Here is a 14,302-nt window from a genome sequence, read left to right as displayed (position 1 = left end):
CAGGGATTGCGGCCGGTAAAATGGGTTGGTGGTGACCTGGGTTGTGAAGCTCAGCCGACTTTGCACCACTATCTGATGGGGCCGGTGGAATGCGATCGCTCGGTAGACTCGTAAGCGGCGCTGGATTCCCGATCATGTCTGCTGTGCATTATGCTGTCACCCCTCCTGGCCCGATTCGGTTTGGCACTGATGGCTGGCGGGGTGTGATTGCCGCAGATTTCACCTTTGATCGTCTCTATCGAGCTGCTGGGGCTGCAGCTCAAGTCCTCGCTGATACCTACGGCAACAACGGTTCGCGCCGAGTGTTCGTCGGTTACGATCGCCGCTTCCTGTCCGAGGAATTTGCCACCGTTACCGCTCAAGCGGTTCACAGCGTCGGGTTAGAGGCGCAGCTCGCCACAGACTACGCCACGACTCCAGCCTTGAGCTGGGCTGTGCATGAGCAGTCGGCCTTGGGGGCGCTGGTGATTACCGCTAGTCACAACCCCGGGCAGTATTCAGGGCTGAAGATCAAAGGGGCTTTTGGGGGATCTGTGCCGGGCAGTGTGACCGCCCAGGTGGAAGCGCTGCTCGATCAAGGCTTTACGCCGCCACTACCCGATCCAGCCGCCGCGATCGCCCGCTTCGATCCTTGGCAGTCCTATCGGCACATGCTGCGCCAGAAGGTGGATTTGGCAGCCATCCAAGCCGCGATCCGCAGCGGTCAGCTGAGCGTCTTTGTCGATGTCATGCATGGGGCAGCTGCTCGTGCGCTGGGCGAGATCCTAGAGGTGCCCGTGACAGAATTCCGCAGCGATCGCGATCCCCTCTTTGGGGGCGGAGCGCCAGAACCACTCGCGGCGAATGTGGTGGGTCTCTGCCAGCAGCTCAGTCGCGGCGTAGCAACACCACTGGCAGTTGGCTTTGTCTTTGATGGCGATGGCGATCGCATTGCTGCCGTCGATCGTTCGGGGGAATTTTTAAGTTCCCAAGTACTGATCCCAATTTTGATTGAGCATCTTGCGGCGCGGCGCGGTTATCCGGGAGAGCTGGTGAAAACTGTCAGTGGCTCGGATCTGATGCCGAAGGTGGCAGCACTCTTTGATATCCCCGTCGCAGAACTACCGGTGGGCTATAAATACATCGCCGATCGCATGCAAAGTCAGACCGTCTTGCTGGGGGGCGAGGAATCGGGCGGCATTGGCTACGGCAGCCACATTCCTGAGCGCGATGGCTTGCTCTCGGCCCTCTATCTCCTTGAAGCGATTGTTCAGAGTGGTCGCAATCTCGGCGAACTCTACGCCGACCTACAGGCGCGCACCCAATTCCAATCGGCTTACGATCGCATCGACTTGCCCCTCGCAGATATGCAGGCCCGCGATCGCGTGCTCCAAGCCCTGCAAAACCAAGCCCCAACTGCGATCGCCGGTTTGGAGGTGGTCAGTTGCCAAACCATCGATGGCTTTAAGTTCCGTCTCAGTGATAACCGCTGGCTGATGGTGCGTTTCAGTGGCACCGAACCGCTGCTGCGGCTCTATTGCGAAGCGGCCACCCCCGCTGCGGTGCAGGCCACGCTCCACTGGGCTCGGGATTGGGCGCAGCAGATCTGAAACTCGCCGGTTTGGCAGTACGCTAACGGCAGTCCCTCTCTGGCACTATGACTGACGGTTTGCGCACGCCTCCGACTTTTGTGGCCTTTTGTCTGCGTCTGAGCGGACTGCTGATTGTGGTTGCCGGAGTCTTGGGGCTCGTGCTCCGCTTACTGGCAGCTTCCTTCGGCGAACTCGCATGGCGCGCCAGTTTTTTGGCAGAGTTTACCGATCGTGGCATCATTCCCCTGATTGGCTTGGCGCTCTTCCTATTTGGTTGGGGGCTAGACGGCTTAGCGGGGCGCAGTGGGGGGCGTTGGCAGCAGGTCCGCCTGCCTTTATTTGGAATCATCGCGCTTCTGGGTGCCCTCTATCTGGCTGTGATTCCGCTCTATTGGAATGACAGCAGTGCCGCTGGTCGCGAAGCGCGGCAAGCCCTGAATAATCAGGTCGCCCAGAGCGAAGCGGATATTAACAATCGCTATCAAGCGCAAGAGTCGGTCTTGGCCCAATTGTTGGCAAGCCCTGAGCAGGTGGCGGAACTGGAGCAAGCGATCGCGGCCAATCCCAATGCAGCGATTCCCGACTTTCTGAAGAAGAATGCTGCTGACCTACGCAACAATCCGGAGAAAGTGCGCCAAGCGCTGCGAGATGAGCAAAAGCAGGAACTCGATCGCGTTCAAGCGGAGCAACGGCGGCAGGAGCGGCAACTGAGCAGTGAGCTGACCCGCAGCCAAGTGAGAATTGCCCTTAACGCCTTACTACTGGCGATCGCTTACCTCTGGCTGGGGAATGTGGGACTGCGTTTACCCGCACGGCACACTGCTCAACCCGAAACTGACGCATGAAACCCTTGGTTGTTGCAACAGGCAATCCTGGCAAGCTGCAGGAACTCCAGTCCTATCTCGCTGAAAGTGGCTGGGCTTTGCAGCTCAAGCCAGCCGATCTGGAGATTGAAGAAACCGGCCAGACCTTTGCAGAGAACGCCGCCCTCAAAGCCCAACAAACGGCGATCGCCACTGGGGAATGGGCGATCGCAGACGATTCGGGACTGAGTGTTGAGGCCTTGAATGGTGCGCCGGGGCTGTTCTCAGCTCGTTGGGGTCAGAGCGATCGCGAGCGGATCGATCGCCTCCTGCGGGAACTGACTGACCATGATCAGCGGACAGCTGCCTTCATTTGTGCGATTGCGGTGGCCTCACCCCAAGGAGAAATTGTGTTGGCTATCGAAGGGGTCTGCACCGGGGAAATTCTGACAGCGCCTCGCGGTGAGGGGGGGTTTGGCTACGATCCGATCTTTTGGGTGCCGGAACTACAGCTCAGTTTTGCCGAATTAGCACCTGAGCAAAAGCGCCAGATCAGTCATCGGGGCCGAGCCTTAGCGCAAATTCTGCCTCAGCTGCGATCGCTGGCTGAGCAGCAAACAGCTGCCCACTGACATGCGGGTTGGACCCACGCGATCGCCTGTTCAGGGAAGAACGGAACCATGGATGACCGGAGCCGCCAGCAGTCCCAGACCTCCCCGATGGAACGGAGCAACGACACGATTCCCGATCGCCTCCTAGCTTGGATCGACCGCCAACCCCAGCGCCGCCTAACTATGGCGCAGTTTATGAGCTGGGCGCTCTACGATCCGCAGTCGGGCTACTACAGCAGCCGTACGGGTCAGTTCGGCGATCGCGGGGATTTTGTCACAGCGCCAACTCTGTCCGCTGACTTTGCAGAATTGCTAGCGGTGCAGGCGCAGGAGTTTTGGCAGGTTCTTGGGAAGCCCGATCGCTTTGACTGGGTGGAGATGGGTGCTGGTGCCGGTCATTTTGCAGCGGATTTTTTGGCAGCTCTCGCCGGAACTGAGCTGGAATCAGCGCTGCACTATCGGGTCATTGAGCGATCGCCACAACTGCAGCAGCAGCAACAGCAGCGTCTGGAGCCTTGGCGCGATCGCGTCGCTTGGTGGACCTGGGAGGACTGGGCAGCGCAGCCGACGATCGGCGTGGCGTTCTCGAATGAGCTGGTCGATGCCTTCCCTGTGCATCGGCTGCAGTGGCAGGGTAGTGAATGGCAGGAGATTTACGTCACTGAACAAGCGGGCGTTCTCCAAGAAGAGCTCGGGCCGCTCTCCAGTCCAGAGTTGACTGCCGTTTTTACAGATTTGGGACTAGAAGCCGCGATCGCGCGGCTACCCGAGGGCTACCGCACGGAGGTGCACCCAGCAGCGAAGCAGTGGCTAGCTCAGGTTGCAAAAGGGTTGCAGCGGGGTTATCTGCTGACGATTGACTATGGCTACAGCGGCGATCGCTACTATGCGGCGGGTCGGCGGGATGGCACGCTGCAGGCTTACTGGCAGCAGCGTTTCCACAGTGATCTCTATGCCCGTCCAGGTCAGCAAGACCTGACGGCTCATGTCAACTTTTCGGCGCTGGAAGTCTGGGGAGAGCAACTGGGGCTGGAGCGGTTGGCCTTTACGGAGCAGGCTCTGTTTTTGATGGCGCTGGGCTTGGGCGATCGCCTGATGGCGCTGTCGCAGCCCCAGACTGGGGTGGACTTAAGTCGGCTTTTGCAGCGGCGGGAAGTGTTGCATCGGCTGCTGGATCCCACAGCCTTGGGGAACTTTGGCGTCTTGTTACAGGGGCGTCATCTCAGCCCAGAAGAGCGATCGCAGTCGTTACGTGGCTTTACAGTTCCGGCTGGGGTGTAACGAAAAGTCGCGAAACCCAAACGTTGATTACAGTCTCCTCGACTCAAGCAAATCGTCCATCAGTCCCCTAGTAGTCTGTAGCGCAGAATGCAATCTGCACACGGCTATGAAGCGACCTTTCCTGAACAGCGCACTGCTCGACCAATTCCTGATTGCCGCCCTTGGCGCGGGTGTGGTCACCACGTTTGCAGTCGCTCAAGGTCAATCGCCGCTGACTGCACTCGGTATTACGGTCTTCTCAGGGGTTGCTGCGCTCATCATCGGTCAATTCATTTAGCAGCCGCGATCGCTGCATCAAGAACGGCTTTGACAACTGATTTTAAGTTGTGATCACATCGAGCGATCGCAGCTTAAAACCTCTCCTGATTGATCCTTCAGGTCCCTTGTTGCTAATAGCTGAGTTCAATTATTTGAACTCGAACTCTAGGGAATAAAGACATCCCCTAGAAGTGCAGCTCTTTTTGCTCCAGTCACCGCTGGCAAATTTCCCTGTCTGTTGTGCTGTCGCCAATAGGCGAGAACCGCGATCGAAATCGCTTCCTTCGCCTGCGAATTCACACCAAATTCATCGGTGCTGGCGATCGCCACAGTCGGCAAATGTTGCTGTAGTCGCTGCACCAAAAACTGATTGTGCAAGCCACCGCCGCAGAGCAAGACGCGATCGGGTAGAGCGGGTAAAAAGCGCCGATAGTTATCGGCAATGCTGACGGCGGTGAATTCTGTGAGCGTTGCCAATTGATCAGCCGCCGAGAGGCGATCGAGTTCCGCAGCCCAAGTTTCCAAAAACTGCCAGCCGTAGCGCTCCCGCCCTGTTGATTTTGGGGGTGGCAGCCGGAAGTAATCATCCTCTTGGAGCCAGCGATCGCAGAGTGCTTGATCAATCTGGCCTGTCGCTGCCCATTGGCCGCCCGCATCGTAACTCAGGCGACCTTGACTCAGCTTTTGAACGGCTAAATCGAGGAGAGAATTGCCCGGTCCTGTATCCCAACCCCGCACTTCGGTTTGCCAGTCGGGGCGATCGCGGCGCGGTAGCCACGTCAAATTACCAATGCCACCGATGTTTTGAACGCAGCGATTTTCCGAATCACTGCCCAATAGCCAGAGGTCCACGGCAGGAACCAAGGGGGCACCCTGTCCCCCAACCGCCAAATCCGCACTGCGGAAATTACTGATTGTGGGAATGCCAGTTTGTTGAGCGATCGCTGCGCCCCAGCCCAACTGCACACTCCAGCCCAGTTGCCCAGCTTGGGGGGGCTGGTGATAAATGGTCTGGCCATGGGAGCCAATTAGATCAACAGAACCCGATCGCGCAATCAGGGTTTGGGCTGCCCTCGCAAAGGACTGGGCGATCGTTGCATCCAACGCCGTCAGCTCCGCCACACTGAGCGGGAAGCCTGCGGCCACTTCCAGAATGCGATCGCGTAGTGCTGGGTCATAGGCGATCGTCTCGAAAGCAATCAGATTGACTTGTAGATCCGCTTGCTGACCGCGAATCTCTGCGATCGCAGCATCGATACCATCGGCACTCGTGCCACTGATCAATCCCAAAACGCGCATTAGCTGGGGAGCGCCTCGATCGCAGCATTGGATCCAATCACCACCAGCAGTTTGCCAGTTTCAAGGGTCAGCGTCGGCGGCGGGTTGATCTCAAAACGATTGCCGCAGCCCACTGCCAACACACTGACGCCGTAGCGCGATCGCAGTTGCAGCGCTTCTAGCGTTTGGCCATGAAATGCCTCTGGCACCTGCACTTCCACAATGCTGTGATCGGCATCGAGATTGAGGCGTTCCAGAATCCCTGGTCGTGTCAGGGCATAGGCCAAGTTACAGCCCATTTCATGCTCAGGGAAGATCACCTGGTCGGCACCCACTTTTGCCAAAAGGCGGCCATGAATTTCCGTCGATGCCTTGGCAATCACTGTTTTGACATTGTTCTCTTTGAGGTTGAGCGTGACGATGATGCTCTCTTGGATGAAATTGCCGATCGCCACCACCACCACATCAAACTCAAAAATCCCTGCTTCCTTCAGAGCTTCTGGCTGAGTGGCATCCAGCATCAGCGCATGGGCAATAATCTCGTCGCTCAGGGCGTCATTGACCAACTTTTCGTTACTGTCGATGCCCAGCACATCGTGACCCATCTTGTGCAGCGTGGCGCAGACCGCTCGTCCAAAACGCCCGAGCCCAATCACCGCAAACTGACGATTTTGAGCGTTGTTGCCCAACAGGCGAAAGTCTGACAACTTTGCAAAACGCATGACGGTTTAGCCCACTAAAAGTTCTTCTTCGGGATAGCGAATCGCAGACGGGCGAGGGTCACCCAACAAGGCCGACATCAACAGCAGTACGCCCACCCGGCCGGTGTACATCAAGCCAATCAGAATCAACTGTGTGGCCGCATTGGCGGTCGCCATGACCCCCAAATCCAGCCCGACGGTCCCAAATGCTGAGACAGCTTCAAACAGAATTTGAATGAAATTGAGATTTGGGTTGGCTAAAGAGAGCAGGATGACGCCCAGCATGACCGCTGAGAGCGATCCCACGGTGATTCCCACTGCCTTGAACACGACGGCTACAGGCAGACGCCGCTGAAAACAGACCACCGTTGTTTTGCCCTGCAGCACCGCATGGGTACAAAAGACCAGCAGCCCCAGCGTCGTGGTTTTGATGCCGCCGCCTGTCCCACCAGGACTGGCACCAATGAACATCAAAATGATTGTGACGACCACCGCCGTTAGGGTCAGCTCCATCTGGTCAACGGTGTTGAAGCCAGCCGTTCGCGCCGTAACAGCCTGAAACCAAGCTGCCGTCCAGCTATTGAGGTACCCCAGCTGTGCCACCGTATCGGTATTGCGAAACTCGGTCCCCCAAATGGCCAAAGTGCCCAGCACTAGCAGCAGAGCGGTAATTGTCACAGCCAGCTTGGTGTGCAGCGTGAAGATAAACAGACGACGTTGTGGCTGGCGATCGCGCAGCCAGAGATAGCCTTCCAGCAAGACCTGATAGCCAATGCCGCCGAAGATGATCAGCCCGCCCACCGTCCAACTGACGATCGGGGTTTCGACGTAGCGCATCAAGTTGTCAGACAGTAGGCCAAAGCCAGCGTTGTTGAAGGCGCTGACGCTATGGAAGAGCGAGAACCACAGTCCTTGACTGAAGCCAAAGTCCCGGCTGAACACTGGCAATAGGAGAAAAGCACCTGTCAGTTCAATCACCACGGTCATGGCAATGATCGACTTGAGCAGTTGCCGTAGACCCGCCATGCCTGGAGTCTCGAGGCTGCGGTGCAGAGCAACCTTATCCCGCAGGCGCAGCCGCCACCCTAACAAGACCATCAGGAAGGTGGTGGCCGTCATGTAGCCTAGCCCCCCAATCTGGAAGAGCAGCAGCAGGATGACTTGGCCGAAGGGTGAGTAGTATTTGCCGACATCGACGACGCTCAAGCCCGTTACACAGACGGCTGAGGTTGAGGTAAACAAAGCCGTGAGGGGATTGCCCCACGTGCCATCGGCCAGGGACAACGGCATTGCCAGTAGCAGGGTGCCAACCGAAATGACGAGCAGAAAGCCGAGGCAGATTGTGCGTGCCAGTGTCATGCGATCGCGCTCCCCACGGCGCTAAAGAAATCCCGCTCACAGGTCAGCGCGTAGCCATAGGGTTCCGCCGCGATCGCCTCAGTGCCGTGGCGATCGAGCAGGGCTTCGAGTTGCTGTGCCAAGGACTCAAAAGCCGGATCCGCGTAGGTCTGCACCCACTCTCCGTAGGGTTCAGCAGCATAGCCCCGCTGCAACCAGAATTGCCCAAGGTCGGCATAGAGCCGCATACAGGGCACCATCGCCGCCGCGATCGCGCCGAGGGGGCGGCTCCAAGCGGTGGCGACTAGGAAATCGACATAGCGACGGGTGGCCGGATTGGGTTGCACCGATCGCAGATCGATCTGCCAGCGTTGAGCCAATCGAGCGTGCAACTGCAGCTCTTCGAGGACCCCACCCGCCAGTTGATGAAACTGCTCAAAGTCGGCTCGATGCTCAGACTTGGCGGCAGCAATACTGTAGGCCCGAGCAAAGGCTTCGAGGAAAAAGGCATCCTGAGCAATGTAGGCCTGGAACTGGTTTAGGGGCAGGCTGCCCTCAACCAAGGCCACGACAAACGGATGAAAACGAATCTCAGCAACCAAGGCTTGATTCTGTTGCCAAAGGCAGTCAGCCAAACGCACGGAGTGGCTCAGTTTCTTGAGAGAACATCGCTGATCCTACCCTGAGGCTCTCGGGTCTCAAGCAGTCATCGATCCGGCCCGACCATCGGTTAGCACTGTTGCGATCGCTCGGAGGAGCTGCTGATTCTCTGCTTCGCTGCGCACGGCCACCCGAAACCAGCGATCGCCTAGCTCTGCGAAACTGAGGCAATCACGAATCAGAATGCGATGCTGCTGGAGCAGGCACTCTTGCAGCGGCAGCACTGAATGCTCGGCTTGCACCAGCAGAAAATTGGCCTGACTGGGTAGCACCCGTAGCCCCGGAATTGTGGCTAAACCGTTGGCTAATGCTGAGCGAGCAGCTGGGAGCCAGTTCCATGTCGCTGCTTGAAAAGCCCGATCCGCGAGGAGTTCAGGGCCTAGAGCCGCAGCCAAGCCATTCACAGACCAAGGATCCCGCCACTGCTGCCAGCGCTCTAGACGATCGGGATGGGCGATCGCATAGCCCAATCGCAGCCCTGCCACGCTGTAAAACTTGGTCAGCGATCGCACGATCACCAGCGATCGGCTCTCGGCTAAGCAGGGCTCGAGGCTCCAGTCAGCAGCATCTGGCCGGAAATCTAAAAACGCCTCATCCGCGATCACCAATCGGCAGCGTTGTAAGAGGAGCCAGAGTTCACGCAGCGGCCACAGCCAGCCTGTTGGGTTGTGGGGATTGTTAATCAGCAGTCCTGTATCAGCACGGATCTCCGGTTCCAAGAGATTCTGCAGGATTGCTAGCGTCGCTGGACGATCGAGGGGGAGCGCTAAGCGGCGCCAAGGCACACCTACGGCAGTCAGCGCCCGCTCATAATCCCGAAATGCAGGTCCCAGCAGCAGCACTTCTCGGCAATCAGCGAAATCGCGGGCTGCCCAAGTTAGTAATTCTGCTGCTCCATTACCTGGCAGAATCCAATTGGGATCGCAATGATGATGTTTGGCGATCGCCTCCCGAAGTTGTCGATACTGCGGATCGGGATAGGCAATCAGCTGGGTGTAATGCTGTTGTAGCCAGTTTGCCAACCACGAGGGTGGTCCGAGGGGATTCAAGCTGGCTGAAAAATCAAGAAGGTCAGTTGGGGAAGCCCCAGCAAGGCTAGCAGCCCAGCGTAGGTTTCCCCCATGATTGGGTCGGGTCAAGGCATTGCAGCACCGATTCTAGGTGCTGACTTTCTCCTTAAAGAGCTTACCGGCAGAGAAGGCCGGGACCTTCGTGGCGGGAATTTTCATCTTTTGGCCCGTTTTGGGATTGCGACCTTCCCGAGCTTTACGATCGCGGGGTTCAAAAGACCCAAAGCCAACCAATGTGACTTTATCGCCGCCCGAAACGGCTTCGATAATCGTGTCGAGCGCAGCTGAGATGATGTGTTCTGCCTGTTTTTTCGTAACGTGGGCACGATCCGCAACCTTGTCGATCAAGTCACCCTTGTTCATGGGCTATCTCCTTGAAAACGCAACAATGCGCGAGCAGTAATGCTCGGATGATTCGGTGACGTTTGGGAGCTGAAACTCGCTCCCCGAACAGGCTTCGCCCTTTTTAAATGAGGGCTTTCGCTGCCCTATTCTAGGTGTCCAGTCGAGAGAAGCGATCCCCGCAATTCGTTAATTTATGTGGACAAGCCGGGATCGATCAGGGGAACTTTAGCGGTATCTCAGGCATCTGGGTGAAGTAATTGTCGGCTAGCGGTCGATCCGTTAGCGTGGGTTTTTCGGGAATGGGAACAGCCATGCGCAGCGTAGCTTGGGGATTGGCGATCGCACTGTGGCCCCTTGCTGTCTGGGCCGAGAATCCCGAAGATCTCCAGCGCCTTTTAACCACCCGCCAATGCGAACGTTGTGATTTACAGGATGCGGGCCTGGTCTTGGCACGGCTGCCGGGGGCTCGGCTGGTCGGTAGCAATCTCCAGCGAGCCAACCTCAGTGGGGCAGATTTAAGCGGTGCAGACTTACGTCAAGCCGATCTACGAGGAGCTTCGCTTCAACGAGCTAACTTGGCCGGTGCCAACCTAACAGGGGCGCGCCTAGATGGAGTCGATCTCCGCGAAGCTTGGTTAACGGGGGCGATTGTGACACCCCAGCAATTGACGCTAGCCCATATCCAAGGTGCCCAGGGTCTAGATGTGACCGCTCTGCCCTTTGAGCGCTATCAAACCTGGGGTATCGAAGCAATCCAAGCCGGTCGCTTTGAGCGTGCTATCTCCTATTTTGATCTGGCCTTGCAGCGCGATCCCAAATCAGCACCTACCTACCTCAGCCGAGCGATCGCCTATCAAGGGCTAGGGCGTTCTGAACAGGCGATCGCCGATGCCCAAATGGCTGAAGAACTTTATAGAGATAAGCAAAATTTGGAAGGTGAAAAGCGATCACAGGAACTGCGCAACACGATCGTGGCCAGTCAAGAGAAGGCTGCCGGTAATAGTAATGGTGGCGGGAGTGGGGCAGCCTTGGCAGTCCTGACTGGCATTGTCCAAGGGGTTCTGCCCTTCTTGCTCGGCTTCCCGTTCTAGTGGACTCTGCCAGACCTTCAAGCAGCAACCGTTGTCACAGCTGGATATCCATTACCAAGGCGATCGCCCCACACCAGTGCGCGCAGCGATAGTCCGAATACGCAGCAGAGGATTAAACAGTTCAATCTCCATTCTCCTTTGCAGCCCCTATCTGACGGCGTTCGGGGTAGAGACTGCCCTTGATAATAGAAGGGTTCTTTCTCGCTGCGCTGATGAGCCGCACTCTTGTTCTGTCGGCAGACGCGATCGCTAAGCTCGACCTCAGCCCTGTTGCACAAGCCTTGCCAGAATTGACAACTGCGGACTGGCTGGGTCTCGAGCAGCAAGTGACCTTTGACATTCAGTGGCCACGCAGTGACGACGATCCTCGGGAATTGGCAGAAATTCCTGAGGTGCGCCTCTGGTTTATCCGACTGGACGCCACCTATCCTCAATTCCCGTTGCTGCTGGATTGGCAGTCCGGCGAGCTAGCCCGCTATGCCGCGATGTTGGTTCCCCATCAGTTCAGTCGCAATGAAGGATTGCAGTTCAATCTGGAAGCCCTCGCTATTTGGGTCAACCATAAGCTCTTCTCATTTGCCCACCAGTTCGCTGCCGCAGACGTAGTCGGGACCAGTCGCCTCAAAAACTTTGCTCAGGTTCTCGGGTTCGAGATTGATCCAGCCTTCTTTGAACTCATCAGTCCCAGCCGTCAGTAATCCCTGAGCAACAGCTCCTGCCGACTAAATCAAAGTCTGAGTTGTCTCAGCGATCGCCCATGAGCCTGCTGTTCTGGCAGTTGAGATTAATGGCAGAGTCAGACGGTTACCTGTTGACACTGCCGGTCTGCTGAACTGCCAGATCCCCCTGATCCACTAGACCGTTGTGGCTGGGCGAAAGCAGTGAATCTGTGCCAAGAACTGCAGCAGAGACGAATCGGGTTGCTACAGTGACTAGGACTCCAGCCCATCTGGGCAGCCTGTTCCTTCTTACATATCCCTATGACTGGTACGACCCCGCTCCCTTCCAGCACTCTATCTGTCGAGCAGGTCAATCGTATTGCCAGTAATCAAGAGGCCAATCCCTTCGACATTCTGGGGCCTCATCGTTATGAGCATGAAGGTCAAGCTGGGTGGATCATCCGGGCTTATCTGCCGGATGCTCAGCAGGTGGCGGTCATTTGCCCAGAACTACGCCGCGAGTTCGCGATGCATCCCGTGCATCATCCCAACTTCTTTGAAGGCTGGGTCCCGGAAGCAGATCTGGAGATCTATCAGTTGCGTGTTACTGAAGGTGAGCACGAGCGAATCATCTACGATCCCTATGCCTTCCGATCGCCGCTGCTCACTGACTACGATGTGCACCTCTTTGCCGAGGGTAACCACCACCGTATCTATGAAAAGCTGGGCGCCCATCCCTACCAACTCGAAGGGGTCGATGGCGTTAATTTTGCTGTTTGGGCTCCTGCCGCCCGCAATGTCTCAATCCTGGGCGACTTCAACAGCTGGGATGGCCGAAAACATCAAATGGCACGCCGCGGCAACGGCATTTGGGAGTTGTTTATTCCGGGGCTAACCGTCGGTACTGCCTACAAGTACGAGATCAAAAATAACGACGGTCACATCTACGAAAAAAGCGATCCCTACGGCTTCCAGCAGGAAGTGCGCCCTAAAACAGCTTCGATCGTGGCCGATCTCGATCGCTACCAATGGCACGATGCCAATTGGCTTGAGCGGCGACGCAATCAAGACCCGTTACGCCAACCAATCTCGGTCTATGAGGTGCATCTCGGTTCTTGGATGCATGCCAGTGCAGATGCGATCGCCACAGATGCGCAAGGACAGCCAGTCGCTCCGGTCCCCGTCGCTGACCTCAAACCGGGAGCGCGTTTCCTCACCTATCGAGAACTCGCCGATCGCCTGATCCCCTACGTGCTCGATCTGGGCTACACCCACGTGGAGCTGCTGCCGATCGCCGAACATCCCTTTGATGGGTCTTGGGGCTATCAAGTCACCGGCTACTATGCGGCAACGAGTCGCTATGGCAGCCCCGAAGACTTCATGTACTTCGTTGATCAGTGCCACCAAAACGGCATCGGCGTCATCCTCGATTGGGTGCCTGGCCACTTCCCTAAAGACGGTCACGGCCTCGCTTTCTTTGACGGGACGCACCTCTACGAGCATGCTGACTCGCGCCAAGGGGAGCATCGGGAATGGGGCACCTTAGTCTTTAACTATGGCCGCCACGAGGTTCGCAACTTCCTAGCGGCGAATGCTTTGTTTTGGTTTGACAAGTATCACATCGACGGTATTCGGGTGGATGCGGTTGCTTCGATGCTCTACCTTGACTACAACCGTAAGGAAGGCGAGTGGATTCCCAATGAGTATGGCGGTCGGGAAAACATTGAAGCGGCGGACTTCTTGCGGCAGGTCAACCACCTGATCTTTAGCTACTTCCCCGGCGCGCTTTCGATCGCGGAAGAATCGACCTCTTGGCCGATGGTCTCTTGGCCCACTTATGTTGGTGGTTTGGGCTTCAACCTTAAATGGAATATGGGTTGGATGCACGACATGCTGGACTACTTCAGCATGGATCCGTGGTTCCGCCAGTTCCACCAAAACAACGTCACCTTCAGCATTTGGTACGCCTTTAGCGAGAACTTCATGCTGGCGCTCAGCCACGATGAGGTCGTCCACGGCAAGAGCAACCTAATTGGCAAAATGCCCGGCGACGAGTGGCAAAAATTTGCCAACTTACGTTGCCTGCTGGGCTATATGTTTACCCACCCCGGCAAGAAGACCCTGTTTATGGGCATGGAATTTGGCCAGTGGGCTGAGTGGAATGTCTGGGGCGATTTGGAATGGCACCTATTGCAGTTTGCGCCGCACCAATGCATGAAGCAGTTTGTCAAAGACCTCAACCAGCTCTATCGCAACTCACCGGCGCTCTACAGCGAAGATTGCAACCAGTCCGGCTTTGAGTGGATCGACTGCAGCGACAACCGTCACAGTATCGTCTCGTTTGTGCGCCGAGCCCACGACAGCGATCGCTTTGTGGTGGTGGTCTGTAACTTCACACCACAGCCTCACGCCCACTACCGCATTGGCGTACCAGCGGCAGGTTTCTACCGCGAGATTTTCAACAGCGATGCCCGTCCCTATGGCGGCAGCAACATGGGCAACTTGGGGGGCAAATGGACCGATGAGTGGTCTTGCCACAATCGCCCCTATTCCCTCGACCTCTGCTTGCCACCTTTGGCGACCTTAGTGCTGGAATTGTCTTCTGCACCGGAATCTTAGGTGAGGCTCCCCTCGCT

Annotated in this window: 14 protein-coding genes; 8 read left to right on the top strand and 6 right to left on the bottom strand. The window is 56.9% G+C overall.

Annotated elements, in window-relative coordinates; genetic code table 11:
* The first annotated feature begins 134 nt into the window (after positions 1-134).
* The 5 genes from DOP62_RS05385 (at position 135) to DOP62_RS05365 (ending at position 4,543) form a co-directional block, all read left to right on the top strand.
* A complete protein-coding gene (locus tag DOP62_RS05385; protein ID WP_208676655.1) occupies positions 135-1,589 on the top strand; it encodes a phosphoglucomutase/phosphomannomutase family protein in 1,455 nt (484 codons plus the stop codon).
* A gap of 47 nt (positions 1,590-1,636) precedes the next feature.
* Positions 1,637-2,416 (top strand): HpsJ family protein, encoded by a 780-nt coding sequence (locus DOP62_RS05380; protein WP_370538891.1) that lies wholly within the window; start codon positions 1,637-1,639, stop codon positions 2,414-2,416.
* A complete protein-coding gene (gene rdgB, locus DOP62_RS05375; RefSeq protein WP_208676658.1) occupies positions 2,413-3,006 on the top strand; it encodes an RdgB/HAM1 family non-canonical purine NTP pyrophosphatase in 594 nt (197 codons plus the stop codon). Before DOP62_RS05380 ends, rdgB begins: the two co-directional genes overlap by 4 nt.
* A gap of 48 nt (positions 3,007-3,054) precedes the next feature.
* The gene (locus DOP62_RS05370; protein ID WP_261790060.1) at positions 3,055-4,266 is read left to right on the top strand and encodes a class I SAM-dependent methyltransferase; all 1,212 of its coding nucleotides are present in this window, start codon (positions 3,055-3,057) and stop codon (positions 4,264-4,266) included.
* Positions 4,267-4,372: 106 nt separating this feature from the next.
* A complete protein-coding gene (locus DOP62_RS05365; protein ID WP_208676660.1) occupies positions 4,373-4,543 on the top strand; it encodes a hypothetical protein in 171 nt (56 codons plus the stop codon).
* A 146-nt stretch (positions 4,544-4,689) separates the two neighbouring features.
* Here the strand turns inward: DOP62_RS05365 and DOP62_RS05360 are convergent, their stop codons facing one another.
* From DOP62_RS05360 to DOP62_RS05335, 6 genes are read right to left on the bottom strand one after another with little or no spacing between them, the layout of a single operon-like run.
* Positions 4,690-5,823 (bottom strand): anhydro-N-acetylmuramic acid kinase, encoded by a 1,134-nt coding sequence (locus DOP62_RS05360; RefSeq protein ID WP_208676662.1) that lies wholly within the window; start codon positions 5,821-5,823, stop codon positions 4,690-4,692.
* Positions 5,823-6,524, bottom strand: coding sequence for a potassium channel family protein (locus DOP62_RS05355; protein ID WP_208676664.1), 702 nt, complete (start codon positions 6,522-6,524; stop codon positions 5,823-5,825). The genes DOP62_RS05360 and DOP62_RS05355 overlap by 1 nt, the downstream gene beginning before the upstream one ends.
* 6 nt (positions 6,525-6,530) lie before the next feature.
* Complete coding sequence (locus tag DOP62_RS05350; protein ID WP_208676666.1) at positions 6,531-7,862, bottom strand: TrkH family potassium uptake protein; 1,332 nt, start codon at positions 7,860-7,862, stop codon at positions 6,531-6,533.
* Positions 7,859-8,482 (bottom strand): TenA family protein, encoded by a 624-nt coding sequence (locus DOP62_RS05345; RefSeq protein ID WP_208676668.1) that lies wholly within the window; start codon positions 8,480-8,482, stop codon positions 7,859-7,861. Before DOP62_RS05345 ends, DOP62_RS05350 begins: the two co-directional genes overlap by 4 nt.
* 57 nt (positions 8,483-8,539) lie before the next feature.
* The gene (gene cobD, locus DOP62_RS05340; protein WP_208676670.1) at positions 8,540-9,640 is read right to left on the bottom strand and encodes a threonine-phosphate decarboxylase CobD; all 1,101 of its coding nucleotides are present in this window, start codon (positions 9,638-9,640) and stop codon (positions 8,540-8,542) included.
* Positions 9,641-9,658: 18 nt separating this feature from the next.
* On the bottom strand, positions 9,659-9,934 hold the full coding sequence (locus DOP62_RS05335; RefSeq protein WP_011242753.1) for an HU family DNA-binding protein: 276 nt from the start codon (positions 9,932-9,934) through the stop codon (positions 9,659-9,661).
* 293 nt (positions 9,935-10,227) lie between these two features.
* Between DOP62_RS05335 and DOP62_RS05330 the strand changes: the two genes are divergently transcribed.
* From DOP62_RS05330 to glgB, 3 genes are all read left to right on the top strand, one after another.
* A complete protein-coding gene (locus DOP62_RS05330) occupies positions 10,228-11,007 on the top strand; it encodes a pentapeptide repeat-containing protein (RefSeq protein ID WP_338431496.1) in 780 nt (259 codons plus the stop codon).
* A 212-nt stretch (positions 11,008-11,219) separates the two neighbouring features.
* Positions 11,220-11,705, top strand: coding sequence for a CRR6 family NdhI maturation factor (locus DOP62_RS05325; RefSeq protein WP_208676672.1), 486 nt, complete (start codon positions 11,220-11,222; stop codon positions 11,703-11,705).
* Positions 11,706-11,987: 282 nt separating this feature from the next.
* Positions 11,988-14,285 (top strand): 1,4-alpha-glucan branching enzyme, encoded by a 2,298-nt coding sequence (glgB, locus tag DOP62_RS05320; protein ID WP_208676674.1) that lies wholly within the window; start codon positions 11,988-11,990, stop codon positions 14,283-14,285.
* Positions 14,286-14,302: the final 17 nt, after the last annotated feature.

This window comes from Synechococcus elongatus PCC 11801, from assembly GCF_003846445.2.
GTDB classification, from domain to species: domain Bacteria; phylum Cyanobacteriota; class Cyanobacteriia; order Synechococcales; family Synechococcaceae; genus Synechococcus; species Synechococcus elongatus_A.
This window is presented reverse-complemented; position numbering and strand designations above follow the sequence as displayed.

Excerpts from the sequence above, each read along its gene's own strand:
- rdgB (WP_208676658.1), top strand. The coding sequence starts at position 2,413 with ATGAAACCCTTGGTTGTTGCAACAGGCAATCCTGGCAAGCTGCAGGAA.
- DOP62_RS05365 (WP_208676660.1), top strand. The coding sequence starts at position 4,373 with ATGAAGCGACCTTTCCTGAACAGCGCACTGCTCGACCAATTCCTGATT.
- DOP62_RS05350 (WP_208676666.1), bottom strand. The coding sequence starts at position 7,862 with ATGACACTGGCACGCACAATCTGCCTCGGCTTTCTGCTCGTCATTTCG.
- glgB (WP_208676674.1), top strand. The coding sequence starts at position 11,988 with ATGACTGGTACGACCCCGCTCCCTTCCAGCACTCTATCTGTCGAGCAG.
- DOP62_RS05335 (WP_011242753.1), bottom strand. The coding sequence starts at position 9,934 with ATGAACAAGGGTGACTTGATCGACAAGGTTGCGGATCGTGCCCACGTT.
- DOP62_RS05385 (WP_208676655.1), top strand. The coding sequence starts at position 135 with ATGTCTGCTGTGCATTATGCTGTCACCCCTCCTGGCCCGATTCGGTTT.
- DOP62_RS05360 (WP_208676662.1), bottom strand. The coding sequence starts at position 5,823 with ATGCGCGTTTTGGGATTGATCAGTGGCACGAGTGCCGATGGTATCGAT.
- DOP62_RS05325 (WP_208676672.1), top strand. The coding sequence starts at position 11,220 with ATGAGCCGCACTCTTGTTCTGTCGGCAGACGCGATCGCTAAGCTCGAC.
- DOP62_RS05370 (WP_261790060.1), top strand. The coding sequence starts at position 3,055 with ATGGATGACCGGAGCCGCCAGCAGTCCCAGACCTCCCCGATGGAACGG.
- DOP62_RS05355 (WP_208676664.1), bottom strand. The coding sequence starts at position 6,524 with ATGCGTTTTGCAAAGTTGTCAGACTTTCGCCTGTTGGGCAACAACGCT.
- DOP62_RS05380 (WP_370538891.1), top strand. The coding sequence starts at position 1,637 with ATGACTGACGGTTTGCGCACGCCTCCGACTTTTGTGGCCTTTTGTCTG.
- DOP62_RS05330 (WP_338431496.1), top strand. The coding sequence starts at position 10,228 with ATGCGCAGCGTAGCTTGGGGATTGGCGATCGCACTGTGGCCCCTTGCT.